Annotated in this window: 10 protein-coding genes; 5 read left to right on the forward strand and 5 right to left on the reverse strand. The window is 73.2% G+C overall.

From position 1 onward, the window contains the following. Positions 1-66 precede the first annotated feature (66 nt). The 5 genes from OG329_RS33145 to OG329_RS33165 all read left to right on the forward strand — a co-directional run bounded on the left by OG329_RS33145 (position 67) and on the right by OG329_RS33165 (position 5,780). Entirely contained in the window at positions 67-402 is a 336-nt protein-coding gene (locus tag OG329_RS33145) for an RNA polymerase-binding protein RbpA (protein WP_405619263.1), read from the forward strand. A gap of 222 nt (positions 403-624) precedes the next feature. After that, entirely contained in the window at positions 625-1,803 is a 1,179-nt protein-coding gene (locus OG329_RS33150) for an MFS transporter (RefSeq protein ID WP_405802156.1), read from the forward strand. A gap of 236 nt (positions 1,804-2,039) precedes the next feature. Beyond that, on the forward strand, positions 2,040-3,719 hold the full coding sequence (pgi, locus tag OG329_RS33155) for a glucose-6-phosphate isomerase (protein WP_405800111.1): 1,680 nt from the start codon (positions 2,040-2,042) through the stop codon (positions 3,717-3,719). 4 nt (positions 3,720-3,723) lie between these two features. Continuing rightward, positions 3,724-4,221: a PH domain-containing protein gene (locus tag OG329_RS33160; RefSeq protein ID WP_405800113.1), complete on the forward strand. Its 498-nt coding sequence runs from the start codon at positions 3,724-3,726 to the stop codon at positions 4,219-4,221. Next, on the forward strand, positions 4,218-5,780 hold the full coding sequence (locus OG329_RS33165) for a PH domain-containing protein (RefSeq protein WP_405800115.1): 1,563 nt from the start codon (positions 4,218-4,220) through the stop codon (positions 5,778-5,780). Before OG329_RS33160 ends, OG329_RS33165 begins: the two co-directional genes overlap by 4 nt. 32 nt (positions 5,781-5,812) lie before the next feature. On the opposite strand, the gene OG329_RS33170 is transcribed toward OG329_RS33165, so the two are convergent. Genes OG329_RS33170 through OG329_RS33190 form a run of 5 tightly spaced genes read right to left on the reverse strand, consistent with a single transcriptional unit; the run spans position 5,813 to position 18,149 of the window. Continuing rightward, complete coding sequence (locus OG329_RS33170) at positions 5,813-7,750, reverse strand: hypothetical protein (protein WP_405800117.1); 1,938 nt, start codon at positions 7,748-7,750, stop codon at positions 5,813-5,815. Next, the gene (locus OG329_RS33175; RefSeq protein ID WP_405802157.1) at positions 7,747-11,682 is read right to left on the reverse strand and encodes a DUF5682 family protein; all 3,936 of its coding nucleotides are present in this window, start codon (positions 11,680-11,682) and stop codon (positions 7,747-7,749) included. The genes OG329_RS33170 and OG329_RS33175 overlap by 4 nt, the downstream gene beginning before the upstream one ends. Before the next feature lie 14 nt (positions 11,683-11,696). Beyond that, positions 11,697-12,878: an AAA family ATPase gene (locus OG329_RS33180; RefSeq protein ID WP_405800118.1), complete on the reverse strand. Its 1,182-nt coding sequence runs from the start codon at positions 12,876-12,878 to the stop codon at positions 11,697-11,699. 6 nt (positions 12,879-12,884) lie between these two features. Next, positions 12,885-13,013, reverse strand: a complete 129-nt coding sequence (locus tag OG329_RS33185) for a hypothetical protein (RefSeq protein WP_405800120.1) — start codon at positions 13,011-13,013, stop codon at positions 12,885-12,887. Between the two features lie 24 nt (positions 13,014-13,037). Then, on the reverse strand, positions 13,038-18,149 hold the full coding sequence (locus OG329_RS33190; protein ID WP_405800121.1) for a DNA-binding protein: 5,112 nt from the start codon (positions 18,147-18,149) through the stop codon (positions 13,038-13,040). Positions 18,150-18,163 lie beyond the last annotated feature (14 nt).

Genomic DNA, 18,163 nt, shown 5'->3' on the forward strand with positions numbered 1-18,163 from the left:
CTCGACAGCGGAGCTGCCTCTCGACGCTTGATGCTTGCGGCACCATTCACGCAGGGAGTTACGACCGTGGCAAGTGGCAACGCGATCCGGGGAAGCCGGGTCGGAGCGGGGCCGATGGGTGAGGCCGAGCGTGGCGAGTCCGCGCCACGCCTGCGCATCTCCTTCTGGTGCTCCAACGGGCACGAGACGCAGCCGAGCTTCGCCCATGACGCGCAGGTTCCGGACACGTGGGACTGCCCACGCTGCGGATTCCCGGCCGGCCAGGACCGGGACAATCCGCCGGACCCACCGCGCACCGAGCCGTACAAGACACACCTCGCCTACGTACGCGAACGGCGCAGCGACGCGGACGGCGAGGCGATTCTCGCCGAAGCCCTCGCCAAACTGCGGGGCGAGATCTAGACATTGATCCGGCCGGGCACCCAAAGGGGCCCGGCCGGAGCCGTTTTCGCCCGCGGCCGATTGTCAGTGGCATCCCTTACGGTCCGAACACGGACATCGAAAGGGAGAGTTGTGACGACGGACGAGACGGCGACGGCGAGCGGGCCGACGGTCGAAGCGGCGGTCGAAGCGGGGGCCGAAGCGGCGGCCGGCTCGGCCGAGGAGACCGCGGCGCGGGCGCGGGTGCCCGCGTGGCGCGGGGGGTTCGGGCGGCTGTGGAGCGCGGCCGTCGTCTCACGGTTCGGGGACTCGCTGCGTAACGCCGCGCTGCCGCTGCTCGCCGCCTCGTTGACCGACGACCCGCTGCTGATCGCGTCCGTGACCGCCTGCGGTTATCTGCCCTGGCTGCTGTTCGGACTCCTCGGCGGCGCCGTCGCCGACCGGGTGGACCAGCGGCGGGCGATGTGGGCCGTCGACGTGGCGCGCGGTGTGCTGATGGCGGGCTTCGCGCTCGCGGTCGCGCTGGGCCACGGCACGATCGCGCTGCTGCTCGCGCTCGCCTTCCTGCTGACCACCTTCCAGACGCTTTTCGACAACGCGGCCACGGCCCTGCTGCCCTCCGTGGTCCCCCGTGACGCGCTGGCCGGCGCCAACGCCCGCCTCATGACCGGACAGCAGGTCGCGGGCAGCTTCCTGGCGGCGCCGCTGGTGCCCGCGCTGCTGATCATGGGCGCCGCCGCGCCGTTCGCGGTCAACGCCGCCACCTATGTCGTCGGCGCGCTGTTCATCGCCTCCCTGCGCACCGACGCACCCGCCAAGGCCCCGAAGGCGCCCGGCAGCACTCTGCGCGCCGAGATGGCCGACGGGATACGTGCCTTGTGGCGCGACAGCGCGCTGCGGGGCCTGGCCGTGGCGACCGCCCTGACGAACGTCGGCATGGGCGCCCTGATCGCGACCCTGGTCCTGCACGTCACCGGCTGGCTCGACGCGGGCAACGGCGGGTTCGCGGCGGCCATCACGGCGTACGGCGTCGGCAGTGTCGCCGGCGGACCGGTGGCACCGCGGCTCGCGGTGCGGATCGGGCGAATACGCAGTGTCTTCGTCGCCGGGACCGTCCAGACCTGCGCGCTTCTCGTGCTGGGGACCGTCCGTGAACTGTGGGCGGCGATCGCCGTCATGGCGGTGTTCGGGGTCATGGGCATGGTCTGGAACGTGAACCAGGCGACGCTGGTCCAGGAGCGGAGCCCCGCCGAGATGCTGGGCCGGATCAGCTCCGCCTTCCGTACGCTCGCCATCGGCGGGGCACCGCTCGGCGCGCTGCTCGGCGGCCTGGTCGCGGGGGCCTGGGGGCTCAACACGCCCGCGCTTCTGGCGGCCGGTACGTTCACGCTCGCTGTCGCGTCGCTCAGGGCTGTCCCGTAATCCCTGGCGGGCGCACGACGACAGTTACGGCACCTCGCTGCGTTGTCGGACCGTCCGAATACGCCCGGTATGAGGACGCCCCTCCGCCTTGCGATGCACCGCATCTGACGCCGTGCGCCGATCCACCAGGGACTACGGGACAGCCCTTGGCGGCCTGATCAATTAGGTTGGTGGGGCAGTTGGGGCACCGCACTCACGCAGACAGTCACGTACGAGAAGAAGTGGGCTGAAGCAAGATGTCCGAGAACAAGGCAGAAGGCCGCGCCAGGCTCAACCGGACGCCCCAGTGGAGCGCGCTGGAGAAGCATCGCGAGCAGTTGGGGCAGACGCGTCTGCGGGAGCTGTTCGCCGACGACCCGGCGCGCGGTACCCGCTACACCCTCCAGGTCGGTGACCTCTACCTGGACTACTCCAAGCATCTGGTGACGGACCGGACGCTCACCCTGCTGCGTGATCTGGCGGCGGCCACCGGTGTCGCCGAGCTGCGGGACGCGATGTTCCGCGGCGAGAAGATCAACACCACCGAGGACCGGGCGGTGCTGCACACCGCGCTGCGCGCCCCGCGCGACGCGGTGATCGAGGTCGACGGGGAGAACGTCGTGCCGGGCGTGCACGCCGTCCTCGACAAGATGGCCGCTTTCGCCGAGAGGGTCAGGGCGGGCGAATGGCTCGGCCACACGGGCCGGCCCGTCCGTAACGTCGTCAACATCGGCATCGGCGGCTCCGACCTCGGCCCGGCGATGGCCTACGAGGCGCTGAAGTCGTTCACCGACCGCGACCTGACAGTCCGTTTCGTGTCGAACGTCGACGGCGCAGACCTGCACGAGGCCGTGCGCGATCTGGACGCCGCCGAGACGCTGTTCGTCATCGCGTCCAAGACCTTCACCACCATCGAGACCATCACCAACGCCCACTCGGCCCGCAACTGGCTCCTGACCGAGCTCCAGAGCGGTCAGGAGGCCGTGGCCAAGCACTTCGTGGCGCTGTCCACGAACGGCGAGAAGGTCGCCGACTTCGGCATCGACACCACGAACATGTTCGAGTTCTGGGACTGGGTCGGCGGCCGGTACTCGTTCGACTCCGCCATCGGTCTCTCCCTGATGGTCGCCATCGGCCCCGACCGCTTCCGCGAGATGCTCGACGGCTTCCACCTCGTGGACGAGCACTTCCGCACCGCGCCCGCCGAGTCCAACGCACCGCTGCTGCTGGGCCTGCTGGGGATCTGGTACGGGGAGTTCTTCGACGCCCAGTCGCACGCCGTCCTGCCCTACAGCCACTACCTGTCCCGGTTCACCGCGTATCTCCAGCAGCTCGACATGGAGTCCAACGGCAAGTCCGTGGACCGCGACGGCGAGCCGGTTCAGTGGCAGACGGGACCGGTCGTCTGGGGCACCCCGGGCACCAACGGCCAGCACGCGTACTACCAGTTGATCCACCAGGGTACGAAGGTCATCCCCGCCGACTTCATCGGCTTCGCCCAGCCGGTCGACGACCTGCCGCACCAACTTGTCGCCCAGCACGACCTGTTGATGGCCAACTTCTTCGCCCAGACCCAGGCGCTGGCCTTCGGCAAGACACCCGACGAGGTCCGGGCCGAGGGCGTCCCCGCCGACCTGGTGGCGCACAAGACGTTCCAGGGCAACCACCCGACCACCACCATCCTCGCCGAGTCGCTGACCCCCTCCGTACTGGGCCAGCTCATCGCGCTCTACGAGCACAAGGTCTTCGTCCAGGGCGCCGTGTGGAACATCGACTCCTTCGACCAGTGGGGCGTCGAGCTGGGCAAGGTCCTCGCCAAGGAGATCGAGCCGATCCTCACCCAGATCGACGGCGGGCGCGACAGCTCGGCCGACAAGCCGCTGGACGCCTCCACCGCGGAGCTGGTCAAGAAGTACCGGGCGCTGCGGGGGCGTTGAGCCGATGACGCAGGGAGAGCGGCGGCTCAGACCGCCCGGCAACACGCTGAACGAGAGGGCGGTCACCTGGTGGCGTACGCAGTGGCTGCTGCTCACCCTGGTGCCGGTGACCGTCCTCGCGGTGCTGGGCGCGCTCATAGCCCCGGCTCGCATCTGGCTGCTGGTGCCCGCCGCCGCCGTGGCGGTGGCCGGGGCGGCCTGCACGGTGGTCATGCCGATGGTCTGGTTCCGGGTGCACCGCTGGGAAGTGACGGACGAGGCGGTCTACATCCGTACCGGCTACTTCTGGCAGGAGTGGCGGATCGCGCCGATGTCCCGGATCCAGACCGTGGACACCGTACGGGGGCCGCTGGAGCAGTTGTTCAAACTCTCCACCGTCGTCGTGACCACCGCCTCCTCCAAAGGAGCGATACGGATCGAAGGGCTCGGCCATGAGCTGGCCGCCGAGCTGGCCGAGCGGCTGACCCACATCACCCAGGCGACGCCCGGGGACGCGACGTGAGCACGGCCGCCGTCCCCGCGCCCGGGGAGGAGTGGCGCAAGCTCGACAAACGCACCCTGCTGGTCACCGCCGCCGTCATGACCGGCGTCGCGACGGGGGCCGCAGTGCCCACCGCCGTCGCTCTGTCCGGCGGCATGGGAGTGGGCCGCGCGCTCGCCTGGGTGCTGCCCGCGGCCCTGCTGCTGATCGGCTGCGGCACCGGCGGCGACTACGTCCGCTGGCGCCGGACCCGCTACCGCACCGGCCCCGACCGGGCCGAGTTGCACACCGGACTGCTCGTGGTCAAACGCCGCTCACTGGCCCGCGAACGGATCAGAAGCGTCGATCTGACGGCCAATCTCCTGCTGCGCGTCCTCGGCCTGGTGAAGGTCCGGATCGGTACGGGCGAGCACACCGGCGGCGAGTCCACCCTCGAACTCGACCCGGTCACCCGCGCGGAGGGCGAGCGCCTTCGTACGGAACTGCTGGACCGCACCCCCTCCGACACCGCCGGGGCGCACCGGGACGGCCCGCTGGCCGCCCTCGACCCCCGCTGGATCCGGTACGCGCCCGTCTCCTTCGTCGCGCCCCTGCTGGGCGGGGCGGCGGCGGGCGGTGTGATGCAGGTCAGCGAGTGGTTCGGGGTCCAGCACGAGGTGCTGAACTGGATCGGCGACCGGTTCCGGGACACGTCCGTTCTCGTGATCATCCTGGTCCTCGTGGTCGCGGCTCTCCTCGCCGGCATAGTCGGCTCGCTCGGCCTGTGGGTCGAGATGTGGTGGAACTACCGACTGGAACGCGAGCCCGGCGGCACGCTGCGGGTGCGGCGCGGACTGTTCACCTCCCGGTCCGTGTCCATAGAGGAGCGCAGGCTGCGGGGCGTCGAACTGGTGGAGCCGCTGGGCGTACGGCTGGTGGGCGCCGCTCGGGTCGACGCCGTCGCCACCGGGCTCGCCCAGGACGACGACGACAAACACACCGACCTCAAGACACTGCTGCCGGTGGCGCCGAGGGCCGCCGCGCACGAGGTGGCCGCCCAGGTCCTGCGGGAGACGTCGTCCCCGACGAGAACGGCCGCACTCACCCCCCACCCGCCCGCCGCGCGCGGCAGGCGGCTGCGCTGGGCGGTGGGCTCCGCGCTGATGCCGGTGGTGGTGCTGCTGATCCTCGGTCTGCTCGTCAGCGACGTACTGCTGAGCGTCGCCGCCGTCTGCGCGGTGGTGCTGCTGCCCGTCGCGGTGCTGCTCGCGCTCGACGCGTACCGCAATCTCGGGCACGGCCTCAGCGGCGGGTATCTGATCGCCCGCTCGGGCACCGTCCGCCGGACCACGGTCGCGCTCCAGCGGGGCGGTGTCATCGGCTGGACGGTCAAGCGGTCGTACTTCCAGCGCCGGGCGGGGCTGCTGACGCTCACCGCGACGACGGCGGCGGGGGAGGGGGCGTACTCCGTCCACGACGCGGCGCAGGGGGAGGGGCTGGCGTTCGCGGCGGAGGCGGTACCGGGGTTGCTGGAGCCGTTCCTGGAGCCGTTCCCGGAGCCGATTCAGGAGCCGTTCCCGGAGCCGATTCGGGAGAAGTGACGGGTGCGGGGCTACTCCCCGCACCCCACGTCTCACACGCCGGCGAGGCCGGACGGTGCCCAGCTCGCCTGGACCAACGCCCTTTCCGTGCTGGCGAGATGGAAGGCCGCGGCGAGCCAGGCCGACGCGTAGCGGTCCGTCTCGTCATGGATCCGGCCGAAGGCGTCGCGGGTGCGGCGGTCCGCCTCGAAGCCGAGCGCGCCGGTCAGTTCGGCGGCGGTGTGGAACCCGGTGGCCCGGAGCGCGGCGCCGTTCCCGCGAGAGCCGCCGTTACGGGCCGACTCCGCGACCGCCCGGCGCCCACCGGTCACCGCGAGGTCGGTCAGGCGGCGTACCCGCCAGACGGGGGAGTCGGCCAGCATGTCGGGCCCGGTGCGCTCGGGCGCGGTCGGTGGACAGACCTCGGGCGGCGGCAGATGCGCCCCCTGGAGACGGTCGTAGCCGAGGTCGGCACGGTCCAGCCACTCCGCGGGCAGCCGCAGGCTCGCCTCGGTGCCCGGCACCGGTCCGACAGCCAGCGGACGCAGCGTGGCGGCGCGCTCGGGGTCGATCCGGCCCACCACCCGGACCCGCAGGCCGGGGCGGGTGGCGAGGCGCCGCAGATTGGCCGTGTGGGCGAGGTCCGGATGAGGGTGGGCGGCCATCAGCCGGATCAGTGGCCCGGTCGGCAGATCGGCGTCCGGCTGCGGCAGTTCACGGGCGAGCAACTGATCGCCCACGGCGCCGGTGATCACCAGGTCGCAGCCGATCGGTTCGCCGATCCGCGCGCTCGGTTCCTCCCCCGGGCCGGGCTCGGAGGAAAGCAGCCCGGCCACGGTTTCGGCCGGTCGGCGGGCGAACAGGGCGGCGATCGGTCCCGAGGACCAGGGCAGGCCGGCGACCGGGCTGGACCGCACACCCTTGCCGGAGCCGAGCCGGCCGTCGGCAGAGATGGTCGCACCGTTGATCAACAGGCCACCGCGGGAGAGCTGGGCGTGGTCGAGGACCGTCGCGCCGACGGTGACGGGGGCTGTCGCCGCGCCCCGCGCGCGTGCCGAACCACCGGGTCTGACGTCGGCCACGGAGAACCAGCGGTGGTCGTCGGTGACGAGATGGGTCACCACGCCCCCGTATCCGGTGGCGCTGATCACCGGCTCCCGGCAGACGCCGTAGACGCGCAGCGCACCCCCGGGCCGGTAGCCGCGCCGGGCGATGCCGATCAGTTCGGGGGCGCCGTTGCCGGCCGCCAACAGACCGGTGGTGAGCAGGAGTTCACGCAGCGCCGCGACCAGGTCGGCCGACCGGTGGCCCGCGTGGCCCGCGCGGGCGTCGCGCAGACCGCGCACCACGCGCAGGGCGGCGGCCTCGGCCCGGTGCAGTCCGGCCAGCCGGGCGGTGTGGGCGGCGCGCAACAGCTCCGCCTGCGCTATCGCGCCGGCGGCGGGCACACCGGCCGCGAGCACGGCCGTGGCGGCGGACCACAGCCCGGACGCGGCGGCGACCCGGACAGGGCTGAGAGGGGCGGGGGGCGGGGTGGGCGCGCCGGGCGAGGTGGGTGCCGGAGCGTCGTCCGGCACGGCTTCGGGGGCGGCTGTGACGTCTTCGACGTCTTCGGCGGCCGGTTCGGAGGCGCTTTCGGAGGCGCTTTCGGGGTCGGCCACCGGGCACGCCCCGAGGACGGCCGCCCGGTGCAGACAGCGCGGCGCGAGCAGGCAGGTGCACCGCGCCTGGTCCGGGTCGGTGACCGTGCCGGACGGGCCGGGGGAGAGGGTGACCACCGCGTCCTCGCCGCACCTCACACTGATGCCGCCAGCTCCCGCGCCGCCGTCGTCCGCGCTGCCGGGGGCGGCCCTGGTCGCCGGTACGGCGCCGTACCGCTCGATCGCCCCGTCGAGCTTCTTGCGCAGCCGGGAGGTCAGACTCTCCACCGCGTCGGCGACCACCTGCGCGGCGACCGGTGGCAGCGGGACGGTCTGGTCGGGCGATGTCATCGGTTCTCCCCGCGGAGACGGTCGCCCACCCAGCGGGCGAGGGCGAGAGGGCTGAGTGCCGCGACCGGCATACCGGCCGCCACGAGCTGCTGCGCGACAGGCACCGAGTAGCGCGGTGCGCCGGTGTCGTCCAGGGCCGCGCAGCCCATGAGATGGACGCCGGACGCGGCGAGGGAACGCACCTCACCGAGCAGGCCGCCCAGTCCGTAACCCTCCTCGAAGTCGCTGACGACCACGACAAGGGTGCGGGTCGGCACGGTCACCAGGGAACGGGCGTGGGCGAGTCCCGCGGCGATGTGCGTGCCGCCGCCGACGCGTACCTCAAGGAGCAGCGACAGCGGATCGGCGACCCGGTCCGTCAGGTCGATCACCTCGGTGGAGAAGGTGAGGAAGTGGGTGGACAGGGTGGGGACGCCGCCCAGGACGGCGGCCGTGAGCGCGGACCAGATGACCGATGCCTCCATCGATCCGGACACGTCGACCACGAGGATCAGCCGCCAGTCCGACTGGTGGCTCGTGCGGGTGCTGAACACCGGATGCTCCGGGACGACGACGGTGCGTCCGTCGTCGAGGCGGCGCGTGTGGGCCAGGTTGGCCCGCAGGGTGCGCGGCAGATCGAGCTTGCCGCCGGGGCGGCGGCTCGGGCGGGGATGCGCGAGGCCGGTGAGGGTGGGGCGAAGCCGGGTGGCCAGCTCCCGTGCCAGCTCGTCCACGAGTCGGCGCACGAGTGGCCGCAGTTGTGCGAGCTGCTGCTCGGGCATGCCTCCGGCCAGCGAGAGGACGGATGTCAGCAGTTCGATCGAGGGTCTGACATGCGCGGGGTCGAGTTCGGCGATGACCTCTGTACGGCCGGCGTGCGCCGCCCTGGCGAGAACTTCCTCGCGGACGTCCGCCGCGAACAGTGCGTCGAGTTCCCGCGCCCATTCGCGGGCGGTGGGGAAGGACCTGCCCCGACCGCCCGCGTCGCCGGACGCGCCGGGTGGGCCCTGCGCGAGGTCGGCGGAGCCTTCGCCGCGCCCAGCGCCGTACAGCTCGTCCAGCGCGTACGCGTAACGGCGGGCGTCGTCCGGGAGTTGGTCGCTCTCCCGGCCCAGGAGGAGTCGCCAGCGGTCGGCGGGCGCGAGGCGTCGGGAGTCGTCCACAGGGCGCGTACGGGTGCTGTTCCCGGCACTTCGCGAACCGGGAGTGTCCTTCGGTACGTCGTCGGCCCCGGCGCCCGCCGGCGGCACCCGGTCGGGCAGCCCCGGCTCGGGCAGGCCGAGTGCGGGCAGGCCCAGCGCGGTCAGCGCGGCGAGACCGGCGGCGTCCGCCGCCGTCCACAGCGCGACCAGTTCCGGTGGCGCGCTCAGCGTCAGGTCCGGGCGGTCGCCGAGGCGTTCGGTGACCGTCCGCAGCAGCCGGCCCCGGTCGGCGGGCGTAAGGACGTCGAACCCACCGCGCAGCGCCGGAAGCCGCTGGAGGAAGCCCTGGTCGGGCAGGGCGTCGATCCGGTCCAGAAGCGGGGTGAGAGCGGCCTCGGCCGACTGGAGGAGCGGTCCGGCGGCCGTCAGCACGCCCGTGAGCGACCCGGAGAGGCGGCGCCGTTCGTCAGGGCCGGTGGCCCTGTCGATCCAGCTCGCGACCCGGTCGCCCATGGCCTGCGGCGCGTCGAGGTCGAGCAGGACCCGGGTCGCGGCGGCGGCTCCCTGGATGACCGGTGAACCGGTCGTCGCGAGTGTGCTCAGCGCGTCGTCCATCCGCAGACCGAGGCGGTGCTCGCCGGCCCGGGTGGCGAGAGCGACCAGGGCGACGGCGTCCTGCGGGTCGTCACTGCCCGCGAGCCCGGGGAGTCCGCGTACGGCGGCCTCCAGCAGGACCACGGCGAGTTCGGAGGCCGCGCGCCGGGTGTCCGTGGTGGTGCCCGGCAGATGTCCCTGCCGCAGGGAGTGCAACAGGTCCAGGGCGTCGAGGAGTTCGGGCAGGGCGGCCGACGACGGCAGCGCGTCGGCGGCCTCGGCGAGGCGGTCGGCGACCAGCTCCGGCAGATCGCACCGCGCCGCGTCACGCAGCCCGGTGAGCGTCTGGGCGGCGGTGGGCCCGCCCTCCGCCGACCACGCGTATGCGGTCTCGCGCAGCTTTCCGGCCGCGGCGACGGCCGCGGTGACACCGCGCACGCCCATGAGATCGAGCCGGGCCGGGACGGCGGGTGTCCATGACGCCTGCCACCGGGTGCTCAGACCGGCGGAATCGCCCGTACGAGCCACCTCACCGGAGGTGCAGTAGCCGACGTCGCAGACCTCCAGGCGGTTCAGCAGGATTTCGCGGCGCCCGTCCAGCTCCGACCGGAGCGGGTCGAGACGTACCTCGCGGGCCTCGGGGCTCTGGGGGCCCGGGAGCCGCAGTACGGAGAGCTCGGCCTCGACGGCCGGGCCGAGCCCGGAACGTGGTGTGCCGGGCGCGACGCGGCCCCGGTCGGTGCCGACCAGGACCGTTTCGAGGGCCCGCGCCAGGGCCCGGCCCCGGCCCAGGGGTTCTCCCTGGCCGAGAACGGTGGTCACCGCCTCGAGCAGTTCGCCGCGTCCCGGTGCGGGCAGCGACCTCAGGCGCGCGAGGTCGTCGGCGAGCCGCAGGGTCTCGACGGCCTCGCCGGTGCCCGCGGTGTGCCCGGCCGACCGCATCGCGCGGCACAGCCCGGTGATGGCGGTGGCGGCGGCGTCACGGACCCGCTCGGGCACGCCACCGGCCGCGAAGACGGCCTGCTGCCAGCGCGGATCGCGGATCCCGGCGGGGTAGCCGGAACGGGAGTCGAGCAGGGCGAAGGTGTACGGCACGAGTGAGGTGACGGGCGCGGTGCCGGCGTCGGCGGCCCCGGCTGACGGGGCACCCGTGTCACCACGACCGGCGCCGCCGGCCGGACCGGGCACGGAGACCTGCTTGGCACCGACTGCGGGGGTGGGCTCGGCGGTGCTGCCGGTCGGGCCGGCGGCGCCTGTCGTGCCGTTTACGGCGGTCGCGCTGGTCAAGGCCGTCGGGTCGGTCGCGGCGGTCGTGCTCGTCGCGCCGGTCGGGTCGCCCGCGATGGTCGCGCCTGTCGTGCCGGTCGCGGCGGTTGAGGTGGTCGCGTCGGCCTGGACGGTTGTGCCGGTCGGGTCCGTCGAGGCGGGGGCGTCCGGCGCGTCGTTGTTTCCGGCGGTCTCCGTGCGCGGTGTCGCGAGTGCCGGTGCGTGGAAGGCGCCGACGACCGCCGCCACCCGGCGGGTGCCGCCCGACGCCTCGGCGATCACGCGGCGCATGTGCGCCTCCCGGGCGAGGTCCGACGAAGCCACTCCACCGCGTACCGCCGCGTCGCGGCGCAACGCCCAGCCCACGCCGAGCGCGGCGCGCCGTACGGCCTCCGGTGGGCAGCCGGGGGCGCGGACCTCGACCGTCCGGTCCCACAGGTCGTCCCCCTCGCGGCCGGTGCCGGACGAGCCGAGCGCGGCGGCGAAGGCCGGTCCGGGCGGCTCCTCTTCGGGACCGGCGTCCGGCCCCGGCCCGGTCGTCGCCGTCCAGCCCGGATCGGACAACGGCAGGTCGCAGCAGCGCACTTCGACGCCGTTGTCCCTGGCCCAGCGGACGGCCATGAGTTCCGGTGAGAAGTCGGCGAACGGGTAGAAGCCGAGCCGCCCGTCCGTGTCGGCGCCGGCGAGCGCCACCGGCGCGAGCGTGCCCGGGTCGGCGAGATGGGTCAGCCACGGCTGGAAGTCGGCCGGCAACTCGACGCAGACCACGTCGGCTCCCGAGGCGTCCAGCAGCGCGGGCATCGCGGCCGCCAGCGCGGGGCTGTGGTGCCGTATCCCGAGCAGATACGGCTCCAGGAGGGCCGCGAGCCTGTCCACCGCGTCCCGGGGATCGTCGCCGGAGCCGTCGGCGGCACTGTCGTGTACGGCGCTGTCGTCTGCGGTGGTGTCCACCGCCGGGGCGCCGCTCAACGCAGGTTCTCCCTGAGGTCCCACAGGCGGCGCCACATCTCGGCGCCGTCCTCGGCGCGGCGCCTTACCGGACCGTCCCAGTAGCCCAACAGCCGCCCGTGGTCGGCCTGGTCGTCCTTGAGGACCACGCCGAGCAGATGGCCGGGCACCAGGTCCAGCGGATTCCCGGCGGGCAGATAGGCCGCCGCCACCCCGAGCGAGGCGGCGACCTGCACGGCCTCGGCGGTGGACATCACCGTGCCCGGCCGCTCCACGTCCCAGCCTTCGGCCGAGCGACCGCTGCGCAGATCGCGGAAGACGGTCACCAGCACGTCCAGTACGGCGTCGTCCACCGCGTACGCCGTGCCCGCGCGCTCCACGGCCGCCGTGGCCTGGCCCCGTACGAGTGCGGTCTCCGCGTCCGCGTCGGCGATGGGATGGATCGTCTCGAAGTTGAAGCGCCGCTTGAGCGCGGCCGACATCTCCGAGACGCCCCGGTCCCGGAGGTTGGCCGTGGCGATCACGCTGAAGCCGGGGACGGCCGCCGCCTGCGCGTCGTCCGTGCCCGCGAGTTCGGGCACACTGAGCCGGCGGTCGGACAGGATCGACACGAGCGCGTCCTGCACCTCCGGCAGACAGCGGGTGATCTCCTCGACCCGGGCGACCCGGCCGGTCCGCATGGCCGTGAGTACCGGGGAGGCGACCAGCGCCTGCGGTGTGGGGCCCTGGGCGAGCAGCAGCGCGTAGTTCCAGCCGTAGCGGAACGCGTCCTCGGTCGTGCCGGCGGTGCCCTGCACGGTGAGGGCGCTGGTGCCGCTGACGGCGGCGGCCAGCAGCTCGGAGAGCATCGACTTCGCGGTGCCGGGCTCGCCGACGAGCAGCAGACCGCGTTCGCCGACGAGGGTGACCACGCACCGTTCCACCAAGGCGCGTTCGCCGATGAACTTGGCGGTGATGGTCAGCCGGGCGGGCAGCCCGGCATGGGTCCCCGGAAGCCGCAGGGCTTCGCCGCCGCTGCCGCAGATGAAGGTGACCACCGCGCGTGGGGTCAGCGCCCAGTTGGGTGGGCGGGGGCCGTCGTCGTACGCGGCGAGAAAGGCGAGTTCGGTGGCGTACCGCTCCTCGGCCGGCAGCGACTGCCGGGGCGCGGGGGCGGTCTCCCCGCTGTCTGTCAGGGTGTCTGTCCGGATCGTCGTCATGCTCAGTCAGTCCTCGTTCGGTTCGGTGCGGCTGCGGTGCAAGCGGTAGGGGGTGGTGGATTCGGCTCGGGCGGTGTCGTCGTACGGGGCCGGCGGCCGGCGGTCGGCGGTCGGCGGGGGTGAGGTGCCGGTCACCGCACCCCCGCCGACCGCGCGCGGTCAGCCCCGCCCGCTCCGCCCGGTCTTCAGCTCGTCGAAGCGAGGAGCGTCGCCCTCCCTGATCCGCTGCCAGGCCCGGCGGTAGAGGTCGGCCACCGGTTCCGTGGGCGCGATCACCTCCAGCGGCGCGCTTCCCGAGCTGATCAGAGCGAACAGCGGCAGCTTCCACCTCTCCAGCGACAGGGCGGCCGGATCCATGGCCGTCCAGCCGCCCGGCAGGAAGAGCGAGCGCCGGGCCCCGGTGCGGGTCGCCCTGACCACCAGGTCGGTGGCCGCCAGTTCCTCGCGGGCCGCCTCGATACGGGCGGCTCCACCGCGCCGCCGCTTCCAGCCCGTCCACGTGGCGACATTGGTGTCGGTCGGATCGGGCATCGCCAGCAGCATCAGATAGAGCACGGCGGCGTCCTCACCGATGCCGCACTCCTTGGCGACCTCCACGACCAGATCAGGGACGGAGCGGCCCGGATCCTGCGGGTACCAGGTGCCGTCCTTGTCCCGCTCGCCGGCCACCGGGTCACCCGGGTCGCCGAGGAGCGCCGCGAAGCGCGGATCGCGGGCGAGGCGCAGACCCAGCTCGACGGGAAACAGCTTCTGGGTGTCGTGGGGCTGGGCGGCCCCGTAGCCGTAGCCGTCGCCGATGCCTCGCAGGACCGGCAGGTAGGGGTCGTCGCCGGCCTCGTCCAGCAGCGCCGGGCGGACGGCTGGATATGGCCGTTGGTCGTGCGTGCTCATGATCAGCGCGCCGTACCGTTCATAGCCTTCGCAGGTCTCGGTGGGAGCACCGGCCGCCGTACGGAACGCGGGCAGGTTCAAGTACCCGCTCAGGCGGAGCATCAGCTCGGGGTTGGCCAGCCGTTCCCGGACGGCGCTCAGCAGGCCCGGAAGCAGGTCCCGGAGCGGGTGGCCGACCGGGAGTTGGTGGGCCAGCCGCGCGGCCGTCGCGGTCAAAGCCGTCAACGTGTTCGAATCGAACGCGGCGGTGTCCGTCCCGACGGGCGCGATGCCGTCTTCGTAGACCCGCCAGACCGCGTCGGTCGTCAACCGCGGTTCGCCGGACGGGTCGAGGAGCGCTCGCAGGGTCTGATCCGGTGTCCAGTTGGACCGCACGGCCCGGACGGCTTTCGCCATGAGCAGCAGCGATTCCTCCGGGACGGGCGTTCGCCGGCCCAGCGCGCTGTTCCAGACCTCGGCGGCGGCGGCCACATCGGGTCCCTCCGTCCACAGTCGGGCCGGCTCGGTGGGCAGCAGCGCCGCCACGACGGCCCGCCGGACGCCTATGTCCACGCGGCGCAGTTCGTCCCTGGCGAGAGCGGCGTTCGGGGTCTTCAGCCCGAGCGTGTTCCGTACGTCCGTGGGCAGGAAGTCCTGCCCGTGCGTGCCCACATGGGGCAGGCCGGCCACGACCAGCGTGGCCATGGACCGGGTGACGCCGGTGAGCCGGGCGAACTCCTCGGCGGCGGCGGGGAACCAGGGCGCGGGCCCGCGCTCGGCCAACTCCGCGCGGAAGACACCGAACCAGTCGCCCTCCCGGCCACCGCCGGCGCCGATCCCGCGCGGCGCGGACTTCACGGTGTACGGCGCGGGAACCTCGAAGCGGCCCGTCGGATCGTGGAACAGCGCGGTGAACTCGCGACGGGACCCGTCCCAGTACCCCGCGCGGATGAAGGCGAGAAACGCGCCGTCGCCCAGTGGCAGCACGCTCGACCAGTTGCCCTGCCGCGTGGTGCCGTCCGCGTTGACCAGCTTGCTCTCGTGGAGGTGGAGCCGGCAGACCCGCCAGCGGTCGGCGCCCGCCGTCGTGGTGAGGCCGAGCGTGTTCAGCTCTGCCAGCAGCTCGTCCAGCGCCTCGCGGTGCTCCGGCTCCGTGGTCACCGCGGCGCGCCGGTAGGCGAGCGCGGCGGCCGGGGAGTCGAGAAGCCTCTCCCAGTCGGTCCTGTCCGAAGGCAGTGGCGACCCGTCGAGGTGCAGAGGCACGGCCGCGGTCACGGGCTCGAGCTGGAGCGTGCCCGCCAACACTCCGCTCAGCACATTGAGTTGACCGAAGGCGCTGAGCGGGGCGTTTCCGTAGGACGACGTGAGTGAGCAGTCGTCCGCGAGTCCGTTCAGAGCCTCGCCGAGCAGTTCGTTCTCCGGGCCGACAGCCTGCGTCTTCGGCCGCTCGACCGGTGCCTTCTGCTCAAGGCGCGCCACGATCGTGTCCAGCTCGGCCTGCTGCCCGGCGGCGAACCGCACCACTCCGGCGATGCCCGCCACCAGTGCGTCGTGGCTGACCGATGGCAGCAACTCGCGTACCAGGGGCGGAAGTTCGTCCGTCGGTGGCTCCGTCCCCGCCGGCGTCTTCTCCCGCAGCTTCTCCCGCAGCTTCTCGGCCTGCGCCACGGCGGCCGCCAGCAGCGCCGCCGCCGTGTCACGGTCGATGCCGCGCAGTGCCGCCGAGCCTCGTGGGTCCCTGGCCCTGAGACAGTGCCAGTAGTTCTCCGGCGGCAGCAGCGTGGTACCTGCCGCGAACAGCCCCGGCACGCTGTCCACCCGGGCGTACGCCGTGACCGCGCCCTCCGGGTCGATCAGGCGGATCTCGGAGTTCGCGCCCCCGACGCCTCGGGGCCGGTCATCGCCGGGGAACAGCAGCAGACGGGCCGGCCAACCGGCTTCCCGAGTCAGCGTGATGGTGTTCCCGGCCAGGTCCTCGCAGCGTCGCGAACCGTCGGGCAGCCGCACCACCCGCCAGCCCAGCAGCCCGCCCACGGGATGCGCGCCGGGACCGGTCTCGTACGACGGAGCGGGCAGCAGCGTGCCTCCGGCCAAGGTGCTGCCCTCCGGCGCGTCGCGTGTCGCCTCCGTGAAGAAGGCGGGCCGGCCCACGGCGCCGGGTGTACCCGACTCCGGGTCCAGCTCGTGCGGCCGTACGACGCCTTCGGCGTCCTCGGCCATCGTCCAGAACCGCGTCCCGTCCGTGTGCACACTCGCCTCGACGGCGGGCAGCGCCGTGTCCCCGGCGTACAGCACACCGCCGCCCGTGAACCGTCCACCGCCCGGCCTGGGCAGGGTGAACGCCCCCAGCCCGTTGCCAAGCCGATCGACCTGGACGCCATGGACGCGGGTGGTGGTCACGAGGGGCCCCGGCCGGTCGGCGGCCGTGTGCCAGTACCCGTGCATCTGGGCGTTGTCGGCCTGCGACCGCCAGTGAACGAGCAACTGGCCGTCGACGTAGTGGAATCCGGGACGCTCGCGCCAGTAGAGATCCCGGTCGGGAATGCGCAGGTCATGTGTCAGTACGACACCGTCGGCATCGAGGACCCGTGCCTGCGAGGCGCCCGCCACGACCAGATGCGGCCAGGCGTCGGCGAGGACGATCTTGCCCCGGTCCTCCGCCTTCGGAGCGAATGCCTCGATCGCCTCCTCCCAGGCGGGCCAACCCAGCTCGTCGAAGATCCCGGCCCGCAACGTCCTCACCAGCAGTGGCACCAGATCGGTGGCGGCGACGGCCCGTACCTCCTCCTCGGCGAGCGCCAGGGCCATCCCGGGAATCCGGCGCAGTCGGTCCAGACCGCCGGGCAGGCCGGGCAGGGCGTCGACGGAGAAGGCCCGCGCGGTCGCCTTCATCCACCGTGTGAGCATCGGGCGCCCGCCGGGGGAGTCGGCCAGCATCCGGTAGGGCGCGGTCTGGCCGCCGAGGTCGTCCATCCCCGCCCCGAACAAGGGCCGGAAACGCTCGTCGGCCGCCAGCGCGAGCAGATCGCGCCGGTCCGCGTCCTCGTCGACGGCCCACCTCTCCAGATCCAGACGCCGGTACCGGAGCTCCTCCTTCTTGGGATCCGCGACCGGTACGTCCAGGGACAGCAGCAGGTCGAGCAGATCCACGTCTTGGTACGGAATGGGTACGGCCTTCACGGCATCGGCCCGGGCCCCCGCCCCGGCATCAACTTCCGCCAGCTCCGCCCGCAGTTGCCCGGCCGTCCGCTCCACGAGCGCGAGCAGCGCCGGCATCGCGGAGGCCGTCCGCCGTGCGGAGGGCCGGTACTTCGTGAACCGCAGATACCAGCCGACCGTACCGTCCTCGGGCCGCTGCTCGGCCGGCACGGCGCCGTCACAGAGCCCCGCGTCGGCCCCGCAATCCGCCAGCAACTCCAGCCAGAACTCCGCACATTCGTCGTCCTCGGGCAGCAGATTCAGCAGGGTCCCGCGCGTCGACGCTTCCCGCCGGGCCAGCGCGACAAGGGCTGAGCGCTGCGCCTTCCACCAGTTGGGCGTCGCCCGCCGCGTGGCCGGAAGGGCGAGCAGATCGGTCAGATACGCGCCCTCCGCCACCGGCACGTCCATCCCGGCGGCCTTGGCCAGCTTGCGCAGATCGGTGGACATCTGGATCGACGGCTCGAATCCGGCGGCCGTACGCCGTACACACACCTCGCGGAACCGGCGGTACGCCTCGTCGGCGGGCATCCGGCCCGTGAGCCCCCTCGCGTGCCCGGTCAACGCCTTCACCGGCAGCGCCCCGGCCAGCGCGAACTCCAGGAACACCGCGTGCAGCCGGTCCTCGTCGACCGCCAGGCCGTACTGCCGCTCGGCGTCGCGGGCCCGCAGGAACATCTGCCCGGCGAACCCCGGATTCTCCACCTCGAGGAACATCCGCCCGGCCCGCTCGAAGAAGGTCGGCAGGAAGTGCGGTACGGAGTCGGCCAGCCGCCCCGCGATCTGCTGGTACGCGGCCAGCGCCACCTTCGCTTTGGTCTTCGCCTGCCGGGCGATCCGGTCCAGCTCCGGCATGAGCCCGAGCGCCTGACGGCCGTCTTGCGGGTGGTGCACCAGCACCCACTCCGGGAAGCTCAGCGACTGCCGCAGCGCCAGCCCGACCTCGGCCGGCTCGCCGTCCGGCTCCAGACCGAGAAAGCCGGCGGCCAGATCCTCCGCCGCTCCCAGTTCCCCGGCCACCAGCCGCACCACGACCCGGTCGTCGAGAACCGGATGCCGGTAGGCGCGGGTGGTCAGCGGCACCACGCCCTCGCCTGCGTCGCCCGTACCGGGCGGCAGCACCGCTCCGGCCCGCAGCAACTGCTCGGCCGTGGGCCCCACTTTCGTGCCCGAAAGCGCCCCGGCCTCTGTCTGCGTCCGCACCGTTACCCCCGTGT

Origin of the sequence: Streptomyces sp. NBC_01506, assembly GCF_045040295.1 — a bacterium.
In the GTDB taxonomy this organism is placed as follows: Bacteria; Actinomycetota; Actinomycetes; order Streptomycetales; family Streptomycetaceae; genus Streptomyces.

What these genes read in the sequence shown, in the direction of transcription:
- pgi (WP_405800111.1), top strand. Translation starts at nt 2,040, where the DNA reads ATGTCCGAGAACAAGGCAGAAGGCCGCGCCAGGCTCAACCGGACGCCC.
- OG329_RS33160 (WP_405800113.1), top strand. Translation starts at nt 3,724, where the DNA reads ATGACGCAGGGAGAGCGGCGGCTCAGACCGCCCGGCAACACGCTGAAC.
- OG329_RS33170 (WP_405800117.1), bottom strand. Translation starts at nt 7,750, where the DNA reads ATGACATCGCCCGACCAGACCGTCCCGCTGCCACCGGTCGCCGCGCAG.
- OG329_RS33180 (WP_405800118.1), bottom strand. Translation starts at nt 12,878, where the DNA reads ATGACGACGATCCGGACAGACACCCTGACAGACAGCGGGGAGACCGCC.